Annotated in this window: 16 protein-coding genes, 1 tRNA gene and 1 pseudogene; 1 reads left to right on the top strand and 17 read right to left on the bottom strand. The window is 74.7% G+C overall.

Going from position 1 to position 18,594, the window contains the following annotated elements:
* Nucleotides 1–30: 30 nt before the first annotated feature.
* Nucleotides 31–570, bottom strand: a complete 540-nt coding sequence (gene moaB / locus K1J50_RS19105; RefSeq protein WP_255575147.1) for a molybdenum cofactor biosynthesis protein B — start codon at nt 568–570, stop codon at nt 31–33.
* Nucleotides 571–852: 282 nt separating this feature from the next.
* Nucleotides 853–1,731 (bottom strand): annotated as a pseudogene (locus K1J50_RS19110) (tyrosine-type recombinase/integrase); the annotation flags it as partial.
* 729 nt (nt 1,732–2,460) lie between these two features.
* Between K1J50_RS19110 and ilvD the strand changes: the two are divergent.
* The gene (gene ilvD, locus K1J50_RS09675) at nt 2,461–4,317 is read left to right on the top strand and encodes a dihydroxy-acid dehydratase (RefSeq protein ID WP_220117508.1); all 1,857 of its coding nucleotides are present in this window, start codon (nt 2,461–2,463) and stop codon (nt 4,315–4,317) included.
* Between the two features lie 31 nt (nt 4,318–4,348).
* On the opposite strand, the gene cuyA is transcribed toward ilvD, so the two are convergent.
* The 15 genes from cuyA to K1J50_RS09750 all read right to left on the bottom strand — a co-directional run bounded on the left by cuyA (nt 4,349) and on the right by K1J50_RS09750 (nt 18,257).
* Nucleotides 4,349–5,365, bottom strand: a complete 1,017-nt coding sequence (cuyA, locus tag K1J50_RS09680; RefSeq protein WP_220117509.1) for a D-cysteate sulfo-lyase — start codon at nt 5,363–5,365, stop codon at nt 4,349–4,351.
* Between the two features lie 233 nt (nt 5,366–5,598).
* Nucleotides 5,599–5,964 (bottom strand): VanZ family protein, encoded by a 366-nt coding sequence (locus K1J50_RS09685; RefSeq protein ID WP_220117510.1) that lies wholly within the window; start codon nt 5,962–5,964, stop codon nt 5,599–5,601.
* 301 nt (nt 5,965–6,265) lie between these two features.
* Nucleotides 6,266–6,342: transfer RNA gene (locus K1J50_RS09690), tRNA-Arg, on the bottom strand.
* 91 nt (nt 6,343–6,433) lie between these two features.
* Complete coding sequence (leuB, locus tag K1J50_RS09695; RefSeq protein WP_220117511.1) at nt 6,434–7,546, bottom strand: 3-isopropylmalate dehydrogenase; 1,113 nt, start codon at nt 7,544–7,546, stop codon at nt 6,434–6,436.
* A 32-nt stretch (nt 7,547–7,578) separates the two neighbouring features.
* Entirely contained in the window at nt 7,579–8,190 is a 612-nt protein-coding gene (gene leuD / locus K1J50_RS09700; RefSeq protein ID WP_220117512.1) for a 3-isopropylmalate dehydratase small subunit, read from the bottom strand.
* Complete coding sequence (gene leuC / locus K1J50_RS09705) at nt 8,190–9,620, bottom strand: 3-isopropylmalate dehydratase large subunit (RefSeq protein WP_220117513.1); 1,431 nt, start codon at nt 9,618–9,620, stop codon at nt 8,190–8,192. Before leuC ends, leuD begins: the two co-directional genes overlap by 1 nt.
* Nucleotides 9,621–9,640: 20 nt before the next feature.
* Nucleotides 9,641–10,063, bottom strand: a complete 423-nt coding sequence (rplS, locus tag K1J50_RS09710; protein ID WP_220117514.1) for a 50S ribosomal protein L19 — start codon at nt 10,061–10,063, stop codon at nt 9,641–9,643.
* Complete coding sequence (gene trmD / locus K1J50_RS09715; protein WP_220117515.1) at nt 10,060–10,839, bottom strand: tRNA (guanosine(37)-N1)-methyltransferase TrmD; 780 nt, start codon at nt 10,837–10,839, stop codon at nt 10,060–10,062. The genes rplS and trmD overlap by 4 nt, the downstream gene beginning before the upstream one ends.
* Nucleotides 10,836–11,369: a ribosome maturation factor RimM gene (gene rimM, locus K1J50_RS09720; RefSeq protein ID WP_220117516.1), complete on the bottom strand. Its 534-nt coding sequence runs from the start codon at nt 11,367–11,369 to the stop codon at nt 10,836–10,838. Before rimM ends, trmD begins: the two co-directional genes overlap by 4 nt.
* A 28-nt stretch (nt 11,370–11,397) precedes the next feature.
* Nucleotides 11,398–11,742 carry a 30S ribosomal protein S16 gene (gene rpsP, locus K1J50_RS09725; RefSeq protein ID WP_220117517.1) on the bottom strand — a complete coding sequence of 115 codons (345 nt, stop codon included), beginning with the start codon at nt 11,740–11,742 and terminating at the stop codon, nt 11,398–11,400.
* A 45-nt stretch (nt 11,743–11,787) separates the two neighbouring features.
* A complete protein-coding gene (gene ffh, locus K1J50_RS09730) occupies nt 11,788–13,173 on the bottom strand; it encodes a signal recognition particle protein (protein WP_220117518.1) in 1,386 nt (461 codons plus the stop codon).
* Nucleotides 13,174–13,477: 304 nt separating this feature from the next.
* Complete coding sequence (gene infC / locus K1J50_RS09735; RefSeq protein ID WP_220117519.1) at nt 13,478–13,990, bottom strand: translation initiation factor IF-3; 513 nt, start codon at nt 13,988–13,990, stop codon at nt 13,478–13,480.
* 76 nt (nt 13,991–14,066) lie between these two features.
* A complete protein-coding gene (gene thrS, locus K1J50_RS09740; protein ID WP_220117520.1) occupies nt 14,067–16,010 on the bottom strand; it encodes a threonine--tRNA ligase in 1,944 nt (647 codons plus the stop codon).
* A gap of 100 nt (nt 16,011–16,110) precedes the next feature.
* A complete protein-coding gene (locus K1J50_RS09745) occupies nt 16,111–17,106 on the bottom strand; it encodes a glycosyltransferase family 9 protein (protein WP_220117521.1) in 996 nt (331 codons plus the stop codon).
* Nucleotides 17,103–18,257, bottom strand: coding sequence for a glycosyltransferase family 4 protein (locus K1J50_RS09750; RefSeq protein ID WP_220117522.1), 1,155 nt, complete (start codon nt 18,255–18,257; stop codon nt 17,103–17,105). Before K1J50_RS09750 ends, K1J50_RS09745 begins: the two co-directional genes overlap by 4 nt.
* Between the last annotated feature and the right edge of the window lie 337 nt (nt 18,258–18,594).

Below are 18,594 nucleotides of genomic sequence, written 5' to 3' on the forward strand. Positions count from 1 at the left end.
CGTGCCCGGGCGCGCGCCCCGCGCCCCCGCTCAGCCCGCCTTCAGGTGCTCCCTGAGCCGCGGCATCAGCTCCACCAGGTTGCAGGGCCGGTGCCGCGAATCGAGCTGGAACACCAGGATGTCGTCCCAGGCGTCCTTGCACGCGCCGGTGCTGCCGGGCAGCGCGAACAGGTAGGTCCCGCCGGCGACGCCGCCGAGCGCGCGCGACTGGATCGTGCTGGTGCCGATCTTGCGGTAGCTCAGCATCCGGAACAGCTCGCCGAAGCCCTCGATCTCCTTCTCGAGCACGCGCCGGAACGCCTCGGGCGTGACGTCGCGCCCGGTGATGCCGGTGCCGCCCGTGGTGATGCCGCAGTCCACCTTCGGGTCGGCGATCCAGCGGCGCAGCACCGCCTCGATCGCGTCCGCCTCGTCCCTGACGATCTCGCGCGAGACGCAGCGGTGGCCGGCGGCCTCGATCCGCTCCTGCAGCGCCTGGCCGGAGCGGTCGGTGCTCATGTCGCGGGTGTCGCTCACCGTCAGCACGGCGATGTTGACGGGGAGGAAGGGCAGGCTCTCGTCGATGGGCATGTCTGCGGCGTCTCCCGCGCGGCGCGCTGCGGGCGGCGGCCGGGCCCGGCCCCGCCCCGGCGCTGATCTAGGGCGGATGCGGCGCGGGCGCCATCCTGCGGCGCGACCCCGGACCGGGCGCCGCCGCTGCGGCGCGAGGCCATCGCGGCGCATGGCGAAGCCGCTCGGCAGGGCGGGCGCGTCGGCGCTGCGGGTGGCCTCGGTTGCCTCGGCGTCCGCCGTCTCGAGCGCGGCGGGGAAGGCGTCCGGCCCCGCCGCCAGCGGGCGCACCGCTTCCAGCACCGCGAGCGCCGCCGTGGACAACGGCACCCGATGCGCCCGTCCGGCCTTCATCCGCGCCGCCGGCACGGTCCACACCCGCGCCGCAAGGTCCACCTCGCGCCAGGTCATGCCGCGCACCTCGCCGGTGCGCGCGGCCGTCAGGATCGCGAAGCGCAGCGCCAGCGCCGCCACCCCCTCGCGTTCGGCCAGCGCCGCCAGGAAGGCCGGCATCTGCGGCCAGGGCAGCGCCGGATGGTGGCGCACCGGCTGCACCTTGCGCGGCGGCGGCAACAGCGCATCGAGATGCCCCTTCCAGCGCGCCGGGTTCGGCCCCGCGCGCCAACCCTTCACCGTCGCCGCATCCAGCACCGCCTCGATGCGCTGGCGCAGCCGCGAGGCCGTCTCCGGCGCCCGCTGCCACAAGGGGCGCAGCACCCGCAGCACCGCCTCGGTATCCACCTCGGCCACCGCGAGGTCGCCGAGCACGGGATAGGCGTAGGCGGCGAGCGTCGCCTGCCATTGCGCGGCGTGCTTGGCGTTGCGCCAGCCCGGGCGCTTCGCCGCGATCAGCGCCTCGGCGGCGGCGCGGAAGGTCTGCCGCGCCGGCGCCTCGGCCTCGGCCCGCGCCCGCCGCTCGGCCGCGCGCGCGGCCAGCGGATCGCGCCCGGCCATCCGCGCCGCCTGCGCCCGTGCCCGCGCCTCGGCGAGCGGCACCCCGGGGAAGGTCCCAAGCCCCATGTCGCGCCGCCGCCCGTCCGGGGCGCGGTAGCGCAGCACCCATTGCGCCCGGCCCGGGCCGCGCACCCAGAGATGCAGCCCGTCCCCGACCGAGAAGCGGCACGGCGCGCCGCGCTGGAACACCGCCCGCACCTCGGTTGCCGTCGCCTGCCGTCGCCGCATCGCGCCCTCCGCTCCGCCAGGTGGGATCGGGACCAACCCCGGCTTGCGCCTGGCGCCCGCCCCGCTGCGGTGGGATCGCCCGCCGCGCCCTTCTCCGCCGCAGGGGGGATCAGCGCCCCCTCACCCGGGCCGATCCCACCATTGATCCCACCATAGGCGTTGCGCTGGCGTGACACAACGGGCGACAACATGCGCCAGGGATCGCCGGGAAAGCCTTGGAAAAGGCCGGGTTCGCCCGGTCGGCCGGAAACGTCCCGCACCCGCCCGAGACGTCCTCTTGGCGGACACCCTCTCCGCCACTCCCCTGCCTCCCCGTTCGGGCCGCACGGGGCGCGGAAGGGCGCCGTCGCGGACTCGCCCGTGAGACGACGATCGCGGGAGCGGCGATCGCAGCGGCGCATCCCCGCCGCGCCGCGCCTGCGGCCGGCGCTCGCGGCCCCGGCCGGGCAGGGCGAGCGTGCGTGCAACAGGGCGCGCGCCGGCGGCAGACGCCACCCTAGGGCGGATCGCGGCGGGCAGGAAACAGCCGGGGCGCGCGCCTGTTCGCCGCACCGTCAGCCGGAGCCGTCGCCGCGCAGCGCCGAGCGGAAACGGCTCCTACGGGTTTGCCCGGGTGGCCTTGTCGCAGCCGGGCGGCTAGCATCCGCCGCCCTGCCCCCGGCCGGGCGCCCTCGGGCACGGCGCGCCCGGCACCGGCCCGGCCTCAGACCTCCGTTCCAGGGATCCCCCATGCCCAGCTACCGCTCGCGCACCACCACCCACGGCCGCAACATGGCGGGCGCCCGCGGCCTCTGGCGCGCCACCGGCATGAAGGACGCCGACTTCGGCAAGCCGATCATCGCCGTGGTCAACAGCTTCACCCAGTTCGTCCCCGGCCACGTCCACCTCCGCGACCTCGGCCGGCTGGTCGCGCGCGAGATCGAGGCCGCGGGCGGCGTGGCCAGGGAGTTCAACACGATCGCCGTGGACGACGGCATCGCCATGGGCCACGACGGCATGCTCTACAGCCTGCCCTCGCGCGAGCTGATCGCCGACAGCGTGGAGTACATGGTCAACGCGCACTGCGCCGACGCCATGGTCTGCATCTCCAACTGCGACAAGATCACGCCGGGGATGCTGATGGCCGCCCTCCGCCTCAACATCCCGGCGATCTTCGTCTCCGGCGGGCCGATGGAGGCCGGCAAGGTGGTGCACCGCGGGCAGCGGCGCGCGGTGGACCTGATCGACGCCATGGTCGCCGCCGCCGACGCCACGGTGACGGACGCCGAGGTGCAGGCGATCGAGCGCGCGGCCTGCCCGACCTGCGGGTCCTGCTCCGGCATGTTCACCGCCAACTCGATGAACTGCCTGACCGAGGCGCTGGGCCTCGCGCTGCCCGGCAACGGCACCCTGGTCGCCACCCACGCCGACCGCCGCCGGCTGTTCGTCGAGGCCGGGCGCCGCATCGTCGAGATCACCCGCGCCTACTACGAGACCGACGACGCCTCCGTGCTGCCGCGCAGCATCGCCACCTTCGCCGCGTTCGAGAATGCGATGACGCTCGACATCGCCATGGGCGGCTCGACCAACACCGTGCTGCACCTGCTGGCCGCCGCGCACGAGGCCGGCGTGGACTTCACCATGCGCGACATCGACCGCCTGTCGCGCCGGGTGCCGGTGCTGTGCAAGGTGGCGCCCTCGGTCGCCGACGTGCACGTCGAGGACGTGCACCGCGCCGGCGGCATCATGGGCATCCTGGGCGAGCTCGACCGCGCCGGGCTGCTCGACACCTCGGTCGGCCGGGTGGACGCCCCGACCCTGGCCGAGGCGCTCGAGCGCTGGGACGTTCGGCGCACCGCGGACGAGGCGGTGCGCGTCTTCTACCGCGCCGCGCCGGGCGGCGTGCCGACCACCGAGGCGTTCAGCCAGAGCGCGCGCTGGGACGCGCTCGACCTCGACCGCGCGCGCGGCGCGATCCGCGACGTGGCGCACGCCTTCTCGGCCGACGGCGGGCTCGCCGTGCTCTACGGCAACCTCGCCGAGGACGGCTGCATCGTGAAGACCGCGGGGGTGGACGAGAGCATCCTCCGCTTCGCCGGCCCGGCGCGGATCTTCGAGAGCCAGGAGGCGGCGGTGGCGGGCATCCTCGGCGGCGCGGTCCGGCCCGGCGACGTGGTGATCGTGCGCTACGAGGGACCGCGCGGCGGGCCGGGGATGCAGGAGATGCTCTATCCGACCAGCTATCTGAAGTCGAAGGGCCTCGGGAAGCTCTGCGCCCTGGTGACGGACGGGCGCTTCTCCGGCGGCTCCTCGGGGCTCTCGATCGGCCACGTCTCGCCCGAGGCGGCGGAGGGCGGGCTGATCGGACTGGTCGAGGACGGCGACCGGATCGAGATCGACATCCCCGCCCGGCGCATCCACCTCGCGGTGCCGGAGGCGGAAATCGCCCGCCGCCGCGCGGCGATGGAGGCCAGGGGGGAGGCCGCCTGGCAGCCGGCCGCGCCGCGCCCGCGCCAGGTCTCGGCGGCGCTGCGCGCCTACGCGGCGATGGCCACCAGCGCGGCGCGCGGCGCGGTGCGCGACGTCGCGGCGCTGCGCCGGCGCTGACCGCACCGGCACGGCGGGCCGCGCGGGCGGCCTACGGCGAATCGGCGGGCAGGCCGAAGGCGTCCGGATAGCCGAAGAGGCCCACCGCGCCGCCGGTGTGGAGAAAGACCACGTTCTCCTCCGGCCGGAAGTAGCCCTTGCCGATCAGGTCGATCAGGCCGGCCATCGCCTTCCCCGTATAGACGGGGTCGAGGAGGATGCCCTCCTTCTCCGCCACCAGCTTCACGGCTTCCACCATGGCCTCGGTCGGGATGCCGTAGCCCTGGCCGACATAGTCGCAATTCGCCCGGACATGCTCGGCGCGCACCGTGCCGGCGGGCAGGCCGAGATGCTCGGCGGTGCGCTGCGCCAGCGCCAGCACGTTGGCCTCCTGCCGCTCGCGCGGCGCGCGTACGCCGATGCCGAGCACGGGGATGCCGCTGTTCAGCGCGACCAGGCCCGCGACCAGCCCGGCCTGGGTGCCGGCGCTGCCGGTGGCGTGGACCACGTGGTCGATCCGCAGGTCCATGGCGGCGGCCTGGGCCACGAGTTCGAGCGCCGCGCCGACATAGCCGAGGGCGCCGACGGGGTTGGAGCCGCCGCCGGGGATGACGTAGGGGCGCCTGCCGGCCCTGCGCAGCTCCTCGGCCAGCGCCTCCATCTCCGCCTGCATGTCCGCACCACCCGGGCGGCGCGAGACGACGGCGCCGTGCAGCTTGTCCAGCAGGACATTGCCGGAGCGGGTGTAGGCGGGATCGGTGTAGCCGGTCCGGTCCTCGAGCAGGATGTGGCAGGCGAAGCCCAGCTTCGCCGCGGCGGCCGCGGTCTGGCGGGCGTGGTTGGACTGGGTGGCGCCCTGGGTGATGACCGTGTCGGCGCCCTGCGCGCGCGCCTCGGCCATCAGGTATTCCAGCTTGCGGGTCTTATTGCCGCCGGTGGACAGCCCCGTGCAGTCGTCCCGCTTGATCCAGAGCCTGGGGCCGCCGAGGTGCTTCGAAAGGGTCTCCAGGGGCTCCAGCGGCGTCGGGAGGTGGCCCAGGCGGATGCGGGGAAAGCGCGCGAGATTCATCGTCCGTGATCTTCCGTGACCTTGCGGGGACAGCGGGCGGTGGTTGCCATGGTGCGCTCGAACCGGCCGGAGCGGAAGCCGTCCACGATCGCAAGCGAAGTCCCGGGCGCGGCGCGGCGGTCCGACGGCGGGCTGCGGCGCCGTGCGCTGTCGCTTTTCGGCAGCCCCGCCCGGGCCGGCAGCGCGCCGCGGCCCTGGCGCGGGCGCCGGCGGCACCTGGGCCCGGCTGCCGCCTATCCCGCCCCCGGCGCCTGCCGCCTTGCCCGGACGGCCGGCCACAGCGCGGCGGCCAGGCATGCCGCCCCGACGCCGGCGAGGCTGCCCGCGGCGCCGGCCAGCCAGTCGGCAAGGGCGGGATGCCGGCCGGGCGAAAGGCCCTGCAGGAGCTCCAGCACCGCCGCGTAGGCGACCAGGGCGATGGCGATCCGCACCGGCCCGCGGTAGGCGAGGCCGAGGAGCAGGGCCGTGCCGGCATAGGCCGTCGCGTGCTCGATGTCCCCTCCGGCGCCGGTGCGGACCATCTCCTCGGCCGGCAGCAGGGACAGCAGCGCCAGGAGCGCGACACAGGCCCATCCGGCGGCACGGATCGCGTGCCTCACCGCCTCCGCTCCTTCCCGCTCCTTCCCGCCCGCGCGCGGTTTCGCTCCGGCGCTCGCCGCCCCGCGCGCCGAGCGACGCTGGCATGCCGGCCGCCGCCTGCCCAGAATTATCGCGACAGGGTCCCGTCGCGGCGCGCGCGGTCCGGGCGAAGGGGCGGGGCGTGACCGCGGCCGATTCCCGGAACAGGACGCCGCCGCCGCGCCTGCCGCGAACGGCCTGCCCGGCGCGGCGCCGCGGCACTCCGCGCCCTTCCGCGGCTGCGGAGCGCGAACGCCCTCGTTCGACTGCGGCTGCGGAAACTGGCGCGCCCGAGAGGATTCGAACCCCTAACCCTCAGATCCGTAGTCTGATGCTCTATCCAGTTGAGCTACGGGCGCCCCGCGGCCGGCATCGCTGCCGGCGTCGAGCGGGCGGGGAGATAGCGGAGCCGACCGCGCTCCGCAACCCCCGTCGCCGTCCGCGGCCGCCTCAGGCGGCAAGCTTGTCGAGCTCGCGCACCACCGCCTCGCCCATCACCGAGGTGCCGACGCGCGCCATCCCCGGTTGCATGATGTCGGCGGTGCGCAGGCCCCCGGCGAGCACCCGCTCCACCGCGCGCTCGATCAGCCGGGCCTCCTCCTCCATGCCGAACGACCAGCGCAGCAGCATCGCGAAGGAGAGGATCTGCGCGCAGGGGTTGGCGATGCCCTTGCCGGCGATGTCGGGCGCCGAGCCGTGCACCGGCTCGTAGAGCGCATGGCGCCGGCCCGAGGAATCCGGTGCGCCGAGGGTCGCCGAGGGCAGCATGCCGAGCGAGCCGGTCAGCGCCGCGGCGAGGTCGGAGAGCAGGTCGCCGAACAGGTTGGAGGCGACGATCACGTCGAACTGCTTCGGCCGCGAGGCGATCTGCATCGCGCAGTTGTCGGCGTACATGTGGGTCAGCTCGACGTCGGGGAACTCGCTCCGCCCGACCTCGCCGACCACGGCGCGCCAGAGGCGGCCCGACTGCATCACGTTCGCCTTGTCCACCGAGCAGAGCCGGCCGCGCCGCTTGCGCGCCAGCTCGAAGGCGACGCGGGCGACGCGGGCGATCTCGTCCTCGGTGTAGACCTCGGTGTCCACGCCGCGCCGCCGGCCGTCGGGCAGGGTCTCGATGCCGCGCGGCTCGCCGAAGTAGATGCCGCCCGTGCTCTCGCGCACGATCATGAGGTCGAGGCCCTGGACCAGCTCCTTCTTGAGCGAGGAGGCGTCGGCGAGCGCGTCGAGCACGATCGCCGGGCGCAGGTTGGCGAACAGGCCGAGCTCCTTGCGCAGCCGGAGGATGCCGAGCTCGGGGCGCTTCTCGAACGGCAGCCCGTCCCATTTCGGTCCGCCGACGCTGCCGAACAGCACGGCGTCGGCGGCCTTGGCCCTGGTGATCGTGGCCTCCGAGATCGGCGCGCCCTCGATGTCGATCGCGGCGCCGCCGACCAGGCCCTCCTCCAGGTCGAAGCTGACCTTGCGGCGGCGGTCGAGCCAGTCGATGACGCGCAGCACCTCGCGCATCACCTCGGGCCCGATGCCGTCGCCGGGCAGGACCAGGAGCTTCTTGTTGGCGGCCATCGCGCTCCCCTCGGGACGTTCGCTGGTTCGGGTCAGGCGTAGAGCCAGGGCTGCTGCGCGCGCTGGCGCGCCTCGAAGGCGTCGATCGCCGCCGCGTGCTGCAGCGTCTGGCCGATGTCGTCGAGGCCGTTGAGCAGCAGGTGGCGGCGCAGCGGGTCCACCTCGAACGGGATCTCCTCGCCGTTCGGCCGCACCACCACCTGGCGCTCGAGGTCCACGGTGAGGCGGGCGTTGCCGCCCATCCGCGCGTCCTCCATCAGCTTCTCGCACACCTCGCGCGGCAGCCGCACCGGCAGGATGCCGTTCTTGAAGCAGTTGTTGTGGAAGATGTCGGCGAAGGAGGGCGCGATGACGCAGCGGATGCCGAAGTCGAGCAGCGCCCAGGGCGCGTGCTCGCGGCTCGAGCCGCAACCGAAATTCTCGAAGGCGATCAGGATCTCGGCCCGCCGGTAGGGCTCCTGGTTGAGGACGAAGTCGGGGTTCTCCGACCCGTCCTCGCGGTAGCGGAAATTGGCGAACAGGTGCCGCCCGAAGCCCTGGCGCGTGATCGCCTTGAGGAAGCGGGCCGGGATGATCTGGTCGGTGTCCACGTTCGCCCGCGGCAGCGGCGCGGCGATCCCCGTGAGCTTGGTGAAGGGCTGCATCAGAGCGCCTCCCTCGGCTGGTAGTCGCGCACGTCCACGAAGCGCCCGGCGATCGCCGCCGCCGCCGCCATCGCCGGCGAGACGAGATGGGTCCGCCCGCCCGGCCCCTGCCGCCCCTCGAAGTTGCGGTTCGAGGTCGAGGCGCAGCGCTGCCCCGGCTTCAGCTTGTCCGGGTTCATGCCGAGGCACATCGAGCAGCCGGGCTCGCGCCACTCGAAGCCGGCCTCGCGCAGGATGCGGTCGAGCCCCTCGGCCTCCGCCTGCTTCTTCACCAGGCCGGAGCCGGGGACGACCATCGCCCGCACGCCCTCGGCCACCTTGCGGCCCCTGGCGATGGCGGCGGCGGCGCGGATGTCCTCGATGCGGCTGTTGGTGCAGGAGCCGATGAAGACCACGTCCACCTTGAGGTCGGTAAGCCGCTGCCCCGGGGTCAGGCCCATGTAGTCCAGCATGCGGCGCATCTGCGCGCGCTTCGCCTCGTCCGGCTCGTCCTCCGGGTCCGGCACCGTGCCGGTGATCGGCACCACCGCCTCCGGGTTGGTGCCCCAGGTGATCTGCGGCGCGATCTCGTGCGCGGCGAGGCGCACCTCCTTGTCGAACCGCGCGCCGGGGTCGGAGGGGAGGGTGCGCCACCAGGCGAGGGCGCGCTCGAGCTGCTCGCCCTTCGGGCCGAAGGGCGTGCGCCGGATGTATTCGAAGGTGGTCTCGTCCGGGGCGATCATGCCGGCGCGGGCGCCGGCCTCGATGGACATGTTGCACACCGTCATGCGCCCGGCCATGTCGAGGGCGCGGATGGCGTCGCCCGCGTACTCGATCACGTGCCCGGTCCCGCCCGCGGTGCCGATCCGGCCGATGATGGCGAGGATGATGTCCTTCGCCGTGCAGCCGAAGGCGAGGTTGCCCTCGACCAGAACGCGCATGTTCCTGGCCGGCTTCTGCAGCAGCGTCTGGGTCGCCAGCACGTGCTCGACCTCGCTCGTACCGATGCCGAAGGCGAGCGCGCCGAGGGCGCCGTGCGTCGAGGTGTGGCTGTCGCCGCAGACGATGGTCATGCCGGGCAGCGAGCGGCCGAGCTCGGGGCCGATGACGTGGACGATGCCCTGGCGCTCGTCGAGCAGCGGGATGTAGGGGACGCCGAATTCGCGCACGTTGCGCTCCAGCGTCTCGACCTGCAGCCGGCTCTCGGGGTCGGTGATGCCGGTGCGGCGCGACTCGTCGGTGGCGATGTTGTGGTCCACCACCGCGAGCGTCGCCTCGGGGCGGCGCACCTTGCGCCCCGCCGCGCGCAGGCCGTCGAAGGCCTGCGGCGTCGTCACCTCGTGCGTGAGGTGGAGGTCGATGTAGAGCAGCGCCGTGCCGTCCGGCAGCGTCTCGACGACGTGCGCGTCCCAGATCTTGTCGAACAGCGTGCGCGGCTTCCGCTCCGACATCGCACCCACCCCTCGCCCGCTCAGTCCTGCTGCCCGGAGGGCTGCTCGCCCGCCGCGGCGGCGCCCTTGGCGGCGAGCGCGGCGCCGCCCAGGCGCTCCTGGATGCGGGCCGACTTGCCGGTGCGTCCGCGCAGGTAGTAGAGCTTCGCGCGCCGCACGCGGCCGCGCCGCACCACCTGGATCTCGGCGATGTTCGGGCTGTAGAGCGGGAAGACGCGCTCCACCCCCTCGCCGTAGCTGATCTTGCGCACGGTGAAGTTGCTGTTCAGGCCGCGGTTGGAGCGGGCGATCACCACGCCCTCGTAGGCCTGGGTGCGGGTGCGCTCGCCCTCGATCACCTTCACCATCACGCGCACCGTGTCGCCGGGGCCGAACTCGGGCACCGGGCGGGCGGCGGCGAGGCGGGCCATCTGCTCCGCCTCGAATTGCTGCAGCAGGTTCATCGCTCGTGGTCCTTCCTCGCGTCTCGTTTAGGCGGCTCCGCCCGCCCGTGGCAATCGGGCGCGGCGGTCGCGCCGCCGCCCGCCGCGCGCTTCGCCCACAGGTCGGGGCGCCGCTCGCGGGTGATCCGTTCCGCCTCCGCCCGCCGCCAGCGCGCGACCTCGGCGTGGTGGCCGGAGAGCAGCACCTCCGGCACGCGCCGGCCCTGCCATTCCGCCGGGCGGGTGTAGTGCGGGTATTCGAGCAGGCCCGCGGCGTGGCTCTCCTCCTCGGCGCTCGCCGCCTCGCCCATCACCCCCGGCAGCAGGCGCACGCAGGCATCGAGCAGCGCCAGCGCCGCCGGCTCGCCGCCGGAGAGCACGTAGTCGCCGATCGAGACCTCGCGCATGCCGCGCGCCTCGATCACGCGCTGGTCCACGCCCTCGTAGCGGCCGCAGAGCAGGATGCAGCCCGGGCCGGCGGCGAGCTCGCGCACCATCGCCTGGTCGAGCAGCGCCCCGCGCGGCGTCAGGTAGATCAGCGGCCGCGCCGGGTCGCCGCCCGCCAGCGCCGCCGCGACCGCCGCGTCCACCACGTCCGGGCGCAGCACCATCCCCGCGCCGCCGCCGAAGGGCGCGTCGTCCACGCTGCGGTGGCGGTCGGTGGCGAAGGCGCGGATGTCGATCGCCTCCAGCCGCCAGCGCCCCTCGCGCAGCGCCCTGCCGGCGAGCGAGAAGCCGAGCGGGCCCGGGAACATCTCCGGGAACAGGGTGAGGACGGAGGCGTGCCAGGCCGTCATGCCGCGTCCTCCCGCGCCGCCTCCGGCCGCACCTCGATCTCGGCCGGCGGCGCGACGACGATCCGCCCGGCGGCGAGGTCCACCACCGGCACCGCCGCCCTGGTGAAGGGCACCAGCCGCTCCCGCCCGTCCGGCCCGCCCGCGATCACCAGGAAGGGACCGGCGCCGTAATCCTCCACCGCGCGCACGCGCCCGAGCGGCTCGCCCGCCTCCGTCACGGCGGGGAGGCCGACCAGATCGGCGAGGTAGAACTCCTCCGGGTCCTCCGGCGGCGGCAGGCGGTCGCGCTCGACATAGAGGCGGGTGCCGGTGAGGCGCGCCGCCGCGTCGCGGTCGGCGACCCCCTCGATCTGCGCCAGCCCCTCGCCCTTCAGGGTGAGCACGAAGCGCCGCGTCCCGGTCTCGTCGGTGAGCGGGCCGTAGGCGGCGATGGCGGCGGGGTCGGCGGTGAAGCTGCGCAGCCGCACCAGGCCGCGCACGCCGTGCGGCCGGCCGATCTCGCCCACCAGGATGCGCCGCCCGCCCGCCATCGCCCGTGGCCCGTCCGCCGCGGCGTCCTCAGCCGGCCGCGGCCGCCGCCTTCGCCGCCGCCCGCTCCTGCGCCTTCTTCTTCGGCAGGGAGCGCTTCGGCTGCGGGCGGATCTCCGGCATCGGCGCGAGGCCGGCCTTGCCGAGGAACTTCGCGACGCGCTCCGTCGGCTGCGCGCCCTGGCTCTTCCAGTGCAGGATGCGCTCGGCGAAGAGGCGCACGCGCTCCGGATGGTCCGAGGGCAGCATCGGGTTGTAGGTGCCGACCTTCTCGACGAAGCGGCCGTCGCGCGGCGCGCGGCTGTCGGCCACCACGATGTGGTAGTAGGGGCGCTTCTTCGCGCCGGCGCGGGCGAGGCGGATCTTGAGGCCCATCGGTTTCCTCGGTGCTCCTGGTCCTGTCGCTGGGAAGGGTCGTGCTCAGTAGGGTCGCTGGCGGCCGCCGCCGGGGAGCAGCGCGGCGAGCCCCCCGCGCATCAGCCCCTTCGGGCCGAGCCTGCTCATGCGCTTCATCATCGCCGACATCTCGTCGAACTGCTTGAGCAGCCGGTTCACCTCCTGCACGGAGGTGCCGGAGCCGGCGGCGATGCGGCGCTTGCGGCTGGCCTTGATGATCTCCGGCCGGCGCCGCTCCTGCGGCGTCATCGAGCTGATGATCGCGGCCTGGCGCTTGAGGACGGTCTGGTCGAGATTGGCCTGCTCGATCTGCTCCTTGAAGCGGCCGAGGCCGGGCAGCATGCCGAGGATGCCGGAGAGCGAGCCCATCTTGCCGATCTGCTTGAGCTGGGCGGCGTAGTCCTCGAGGTCGAACTGGCCCTTCTGCATCCTGGCCGCGAGCTTCTCGGCCTGGTCGCGGTCGATGGTCTCGGCGGCCTTCTCGACCAGCGAGACGATGTCGCCCATGCCGAGGATGCGCGAGGCGATGCGGTCGGGGTGGAAGTCCTCGAGCGCGTCGATCTTCTCGCCGCTGCCGAGCAGCTTGATCGGCGCGCCGGTGACCGCACGCATGGAGAGCGCGGCGCCGCCGCGGGCGTCGCCGTCCACGCGCGTCATGACGATGCCGCTGACGCCGACCTTCTCCTGGAAGGCCTTGGCGGTGTTGACCGCGTCCTGGCCGGTCATGGCGTCCACGACCAGCAGCGTCTCGTGCGGCCGCGTCGCCGCCTTCACCGCCGCGGCCTCGGCCATCAGCGCCTCGTCGATGGCGAGGCGGCCGGCGGTGTCGAGGATCACCACGTCGTAGAGCTCGCGCCGCGCGACGTCCATCGCGCGCGCGGCGATCTCGAGCGGCCCCTGTCCCGGCACGATCGGCAGGCTCGTCACCCCCGCGCGCTCGGCGAGCTGGGCGAGCTGGAGCTGCGCCGCCGGGCGCTGCACGTCGAGGCTCGCGAGCAGCACCTTCTTCCGCTCGCGGGTCCTGAGCCGGAGCGCGATCTTGGCCGCGGTGGTGGTCTTGCCCGAGCCCTGCAGGCCGACCATCAGGATCGGCACCGGCGCCGGCGCGTTGAGGTCGAGGCCGCGCCTGCCGTCGTCGTGCGCGCCGCCGCCGAGCGCCTCGACCAGCGCGTCGTGGACGATCTTCACCACCTGCTGCGCGGGCGAGACGGAGCGGATCACCTCCTGCCCCACCGCGCGCTCGCGCACCCTGGCGATCAGGTCCTTGACGACGGGCAGGGCGACGTCGGCCTCGAGCAGCGCGACGCGGACCTCGCGCAGCGCGTCGTTGACGTCGGACTCCGAGAGCGCGCCGCGGCGGCGCAGCTTGTCGAAGACCCCGGTCAGCCGGCTGGACAGCGCCTCGAACATCGGCGGTCCGTTTGCTCCTGCATCGTTGCGGGCGCCCCAAAGCCGAACGCGCCGCTGCGCGAGCCTTCGCGGAGCGGCGGAGCCCCCCGCCCGGCGGGGGACTTGAGGGTTCGGGGTCGGCCCGAGAAGGGTGGCTTGCTACGCCCTCGGCCGAGGCCGGTCAAGCGCGGGCAGGCCCGGCGCGGCGGCCGCCGCGCCCGCGCCTCCCGCGGTCCGGCCCGGGCGGCACGGCCCGCCGGCCGGCCGCGGGGCCGCCGCAGACGGGCGCCCGCGGGCGATCCCGCCCGGCCCCCGGCGCCGGCGCCTATTTCGGCGCCAGCACCATCACCATCTGCCGGTTCTCGAGGCGCGGGAACTGCTCGACCTTGATCATGTCGCCGAGGTCGTTGCGGATGCGCTCCAGCACCTTGGCGCCGAGGTCCTGGTGCGCCATCTCGCGGCCGCGGAAGCGGAGCGTCACCTTGACCTTGTCGCCTTCCTCGAGGAAGGAGCGCATCGCCCGCATCTTCACCGCGTAGTCGTGGTCGTCGATGTTCGGGCGGACCTTGATCTCCTTGATCTCGACGACCTTCTGCTTCTTGCGGGCCTCGCTGGCCTTCTTCTGCTGCTCGTACTTGAACTTGCCGTAGTCCAGGATCTTGACCACGGGCGGGGTGGCGTTGGGGCTGATCTCGACCAGGTCGAGGCCGGCGTCGTAGGCGCGCTGCAGCGCCTCGCGCGTGCTCACCACCCCGATCATCTGACCGTTCTGGTCGATGAGGCGCACCTGCGGGACGCGGATCTCCTCGTTCACCCGCGGGCCCTCGCGGGTCGGCATCTGGGCGGGCAAGGGTGCTCTGGCTATGGGTCGACTCCTTCGGCTATGGAAACGATCGTATAATATGGACGGGCCGTCAGCCCGCCGCAACCTTGAGATCAGGCGGCGTGGCCTCCGCCGCAAGGCGCGCGACGGCGGCCGCGAGCGCGAGCGTCTCCTGCTCGCGCCCCGGCAGGCGGCGCAGCACCAGGCTCCGCTCCTCCGCCTCCCGCCGCCCGACCACGGCGAGCACCGGCACGCGCTGCGCGATGTGGTCCACCACCTTGCGGTTGATCTTCTCGTTGCGCAGGTCGAGCTCGACCCGCAGCCCGGCCGCGCGCAGCGCCTCCGCCGCCTCGCGCGCGAAGGGCGCGGCGTCGTCCACGATGCTCGCCACCGCCACCTGCACCGGGGCGAGCCAGAGCGGGAAGCGCCCGGCGTGCTGCTCGATCAGGATGCCGAGGAAGCGCTCGAAGCTGCCGAGGATGGCACGGTGCAGCATGACCGGGCGCCGGCGCGTGCCGTCCTCGGCGACGTACTCGGCCCCGAGCCGCTCGGGCAGCACGAAGTCCACCTGCAGCGTGCCGCACTGCCACTCGCGCCCGATCGCGTCGCGCAGCACGAACTCCAGCTTCGGGCCGTAGAACGCGCCCTCCCCCGGGTTCAGCGCGTAGGCGACGCCGGCGATCCGGCAGGCCTCCTTGAGCGCCGCCTCCGCCCGGTCCCAGGTGGCGTCGTCGCCGGCCCGCACCGGCGGGCGGTCGGAGAACTTCACCGTGAAGCGGTCGAAGCCGAGGTCGCGGTAGATCGAGGCCAGCAGGTCCACGAACCGCGCCGTCTCCTCCGCGATCTGGTGCTCCTCGCAGAAGATGTGCGCGTCGTCCTGGGTGAAGGCGCGCACGCGCATGATCCCGTGCAGCGCGCCGGAGGGCTCGTAGCGGTGGCAGGAGCCGAACTCCGCCATGCGCAGCGGCAGCTCGCGGTAGGAGCGGACGCGCTGGTTGAAGATCTGCACGTGGCAGGGGCAGTTCATCGGCTTCAGCGCCAGCGCGCGGTCCTTCTCGTCCTCGTCCTCGACGGTGGCGAGGAACATGTGCTCGCGGAACTTCTCCCAGTGGCCGGAGGCTTCCCAGAGCCTGCGATCCACGAGCTGCGGGGTCTTCACCTCCTGGTAGCCGGCGGCGTCGAGGCGCCGGCGCATGTAGCCCTCCACCGTGCGGTAGAGGCGCCAGCCCTTCGGGTGCCAGAAGACGCTGCCGACCGCCTCCTCCTGCAGGTGGAACAGCTCCATCTCCCTGCCGATCCGGCGGTGGTCGCGCCGCTCCGCCTCCTCGAGCTGGTGCAGATAGGCCTCGAGCTCCTTCTGGTCGCGCCAGGCGGTGCCGTAGATGCGCCAGAGCATCGGGTTGCGGTGGTCGCCCCGCCAGTAGGCGCCGGCCACCTTCATCAGCTTGAAGGCGGTGCCGACATCGCCCGTCGTGCGCATGTGCGGGCCGCGGCAGAGGTCGAGCCACTCGCCCTGGCGGTAGATCGAGATCACCTCGTCGGGCGGCAGGTCGCGGATGATCTCGGCCTTGTAGCGCTCGCCCCTGGCCTCGAAGTAGCGGATCGCCTCCTCGCGCGGCCATTCCTCGCGCACGAAGGGCGCGTTGCGCGCGACGATCTCGCGCATCTTCGCCTCAATCGCGGGGAAGTCCTCCGGCGTGAACGGCTCGTCGCGGGCGAAGTCGTAGTAGAAGCCGTTCTCGATCGTCGGGCCGATCGTCACCTGGGTGCCCGGGAACAGCGTCTGCACCGCCTCGGCCAGCACGTGGGCGGCGTCGTGGCGGATCAGCTCCAGCGCCTCCGGGTCCTTGCGGGTGATGAAGCGGACCGCGGCGTCGCGGTCGAGCGTGGCGGAGAGGTCCCTCAGCTTGCCGTCCACGCTCATCGCCAGCGCCGCCCTGGCGAGGCCGGGCCCGATCGCGGCGGCGACCTCGGCGCCCGTGACCGGCCCGTCGAAGCGGCGCACGGATCCGTCGGGCAGGATGATCGCGGGCATCGGGCGGGAATTCCTCAAGGTCCGGACAGGGTGGGCGGCGCCCGCGGGCCGGGCGGGACGGCCGCGGGCGGCCGGACCATGGGCACCCGGCCCCGCCCGGTCAAGGCACCGGGGGCGTCCCGCCCGCCGCGGCCTCCTCGCCGCGCGCCCCCGCCGCCAGCCCGGCCAGGGCCGCCGCCACCTGCCGCGGCTCGAGCGCCGCCAGCGGCACGTGCCGCAGCACCTCCACGTGCGGGCCGCAGGGGGCGCAGAGCGCGGGGTCGCTGTCCTCGCCGAACAGCGCGAGCGTCGGGCAGCCGCACATCGCCACCAGGTGCGTCGGCCCGGTGTCGTTGCCGACCGCGAGCGCCGCCCGCCGCGCCAGCGCCCCGAGATCGGCGAAGCCGGTGCGGCCCGTCAGGTCCACCGTCCCCGGCGCGCGCGCCCGGATCGCCGCGGCGAGCGGCGCCTCCGCCGGCCCGCCGACGACGACGGCGGGCAGGTCGAGCAGCGCCGCCAGCGCGCCGTAGCGTTCCGCCGGCCAGCGCTTGGCCGGCCGGCCGGGCGAGGCGCCGGGGATCAGCAGCGCGAAGCGCGGCGGCAGCGGGCCGAGGCGCGCGAGGTCGGCGTCGAGCCACGACAGGTCCGGGGGGGGAAACTCCGCGATCCCCGCCATCTCCAGCTGCTCGCGCTGGCGCTCCAGCGTGTGCATGGCGTCGCGCCGGGGATTGGCGTGGGGGTGGGAGCAGCCGCGCGCGATCCCGGACCAGCCCGCCGCCCGCCCGACGAACCAGCGGTAGCGCGAGGAGCGCGCCGAGGTCTGCAGGTCATAGACGAAGTCGAAGCGCGCCGCGCGCAGCCGCCGCGCCAGGCGCCACAGCCCGGCGAGGTCGCCCCAGGCCGGACGCCCGTCGGTCCAGACCTCGTCGAACCAGGGGCTGCGGCGCGCCAGCTCGGCGTAGGGCGGCGTGGTCAGCAGGGTGATGCGCGCCGCCCGGTGGCGGGCGCGGATCGCGGCGAAGGGACCGAAGGCCTGGGCGAAGTCGCCGAGCGCGGCGAGCTTGATGACCAGGACGCGCCGGGCCTCGGCGGGCGCGGGGGGAAGAGGCGGGCTCACAGCAGCTCGCGATAGACGGCGAGGGTGGCGCGCTGCATCGCCTCGGTGGTGTAGCCGCCCTCCACCACCGCCCGGCGCGCCCGCGCCCCCATCGCCGCCCGCGCCTCGGGCGGCAGGGCGAGGGCGCGGGCGAGCGCCGCCGCCAGCGCCGCCGCATCGCCGGGCGGGACGCGCCAGCCGGTCTCGCCCTCGGCCACCGTCTCGCGCGCCGCGCCATGGTCGGTGGCGATCACCGGCCGGCCCATCGCCTGGGCCTCGATCACGGTGCGGCCGAAGGCCTCGGGGTCGGTCGAGGCGTTCACCGCCACGTCGCAGAGCAGCAGCGCCGCGGCCATGTCCTCGCAGGGGCCCACCAGGCGCACCCGCCGGCCGAGGCCGCGCGCCGCGATCAGCGATTCGAGCTCGGCGCGGAAGCCGGAACGGCCCTCCGCCCCGCCGACGAGGAGGGCGATCGCCTCCCCGGGCAGCCGGGCCATCGCCTCGACCAGCACCGCCTGGCCCTTCCAGCGCGTGATCCGGCCAGGGAGCATCACCACCGGCGGGGCGCCGGCGCCGGGGCCCGGCAGGCCCCAGGCGGCGCGCAGCGCGGCGAGGCGCTGCGGCGCCACCGCCGCCGGATCGAAGGCGCGCAGGTCCACGCCGCGCGGGATCACCCGGATGCGCGCCGGATCGGTGCGGTGGCGCTCGGCGATCAGCCCGGCGATGAAGCGGCTGATCGCGATCACCCGCTCGCCGCGCGCCATGACGGAGTTGTAGAACCGCTTGCCGGGGAAGCCCTCGTTGTAGGCGCCGTGATAGGTGGTGACGAGGCGCGCCCCGCTGCGCCGCGCGGCGAGCAGCGCCGACCAGGCGGGGGCGCGGGAGCGGGCGTGGATCACCGCCACCCCTTCGCGGCGCGCGAGGTCCGCGAGGGCCTTCGCGTTGCGCCACAGCGCCGGCGGCGTGCGGCGGTCGAGCGGCAGCGGGAAATGCCGGGCGCCGAGGCGTTCCAGCGCCGCGACCAGCGGCCCGCCGGCGGAGGCGACCAGGGCGCGGAATCCGGCGCCGACCAGCGCCTCGGCGATCTCGAGCGTGCCGCGCTCGACCCCCCCGGAGACCAGGGCGGGCAGGACCTGCAGCACGGCGGGGGCAGGCGCGCGATCCGGGGACACCGGCGCGGTGGTTAGCGGCGGCGGGAAACCCGGTCCAGGGGCCGGCGCCCCGCGGCGGCGCGCCAGACACGACGCCCGACGCCGGTCCGGCGGACCGGAGCGAACGGGCGGCCGAGGAAGGCCCCGTCCCCTCCTCGTCGCGGGGGACGCGCCGCAGCGGAACGCGGACGGCCGGGGATCGGCCCGACAGACCGCGAGCCGGGGCCGCCGCGGCGGGCGCGGCCCGGCCCGCGAGCGCGGCTCCAGCCGCGGCCGGACGCGCCTGCGCGAACCAGGCGCCGCCGGGCGGGCACGCCTGGCGCGCCGCGGCCTCGCGGATCGCGGCGCGGATGGCGCG

This window comes from Caldovatus aquaticus (assembly GCF_019458025.1).
GTDB classification, from domain to species: domain Bacteria; phylum Pseudomonadota; class Alphaproteobacteria; order Acetobacterales; family Acetobacteraceae; genus Caldovatus; species Caldovatus aquaticus.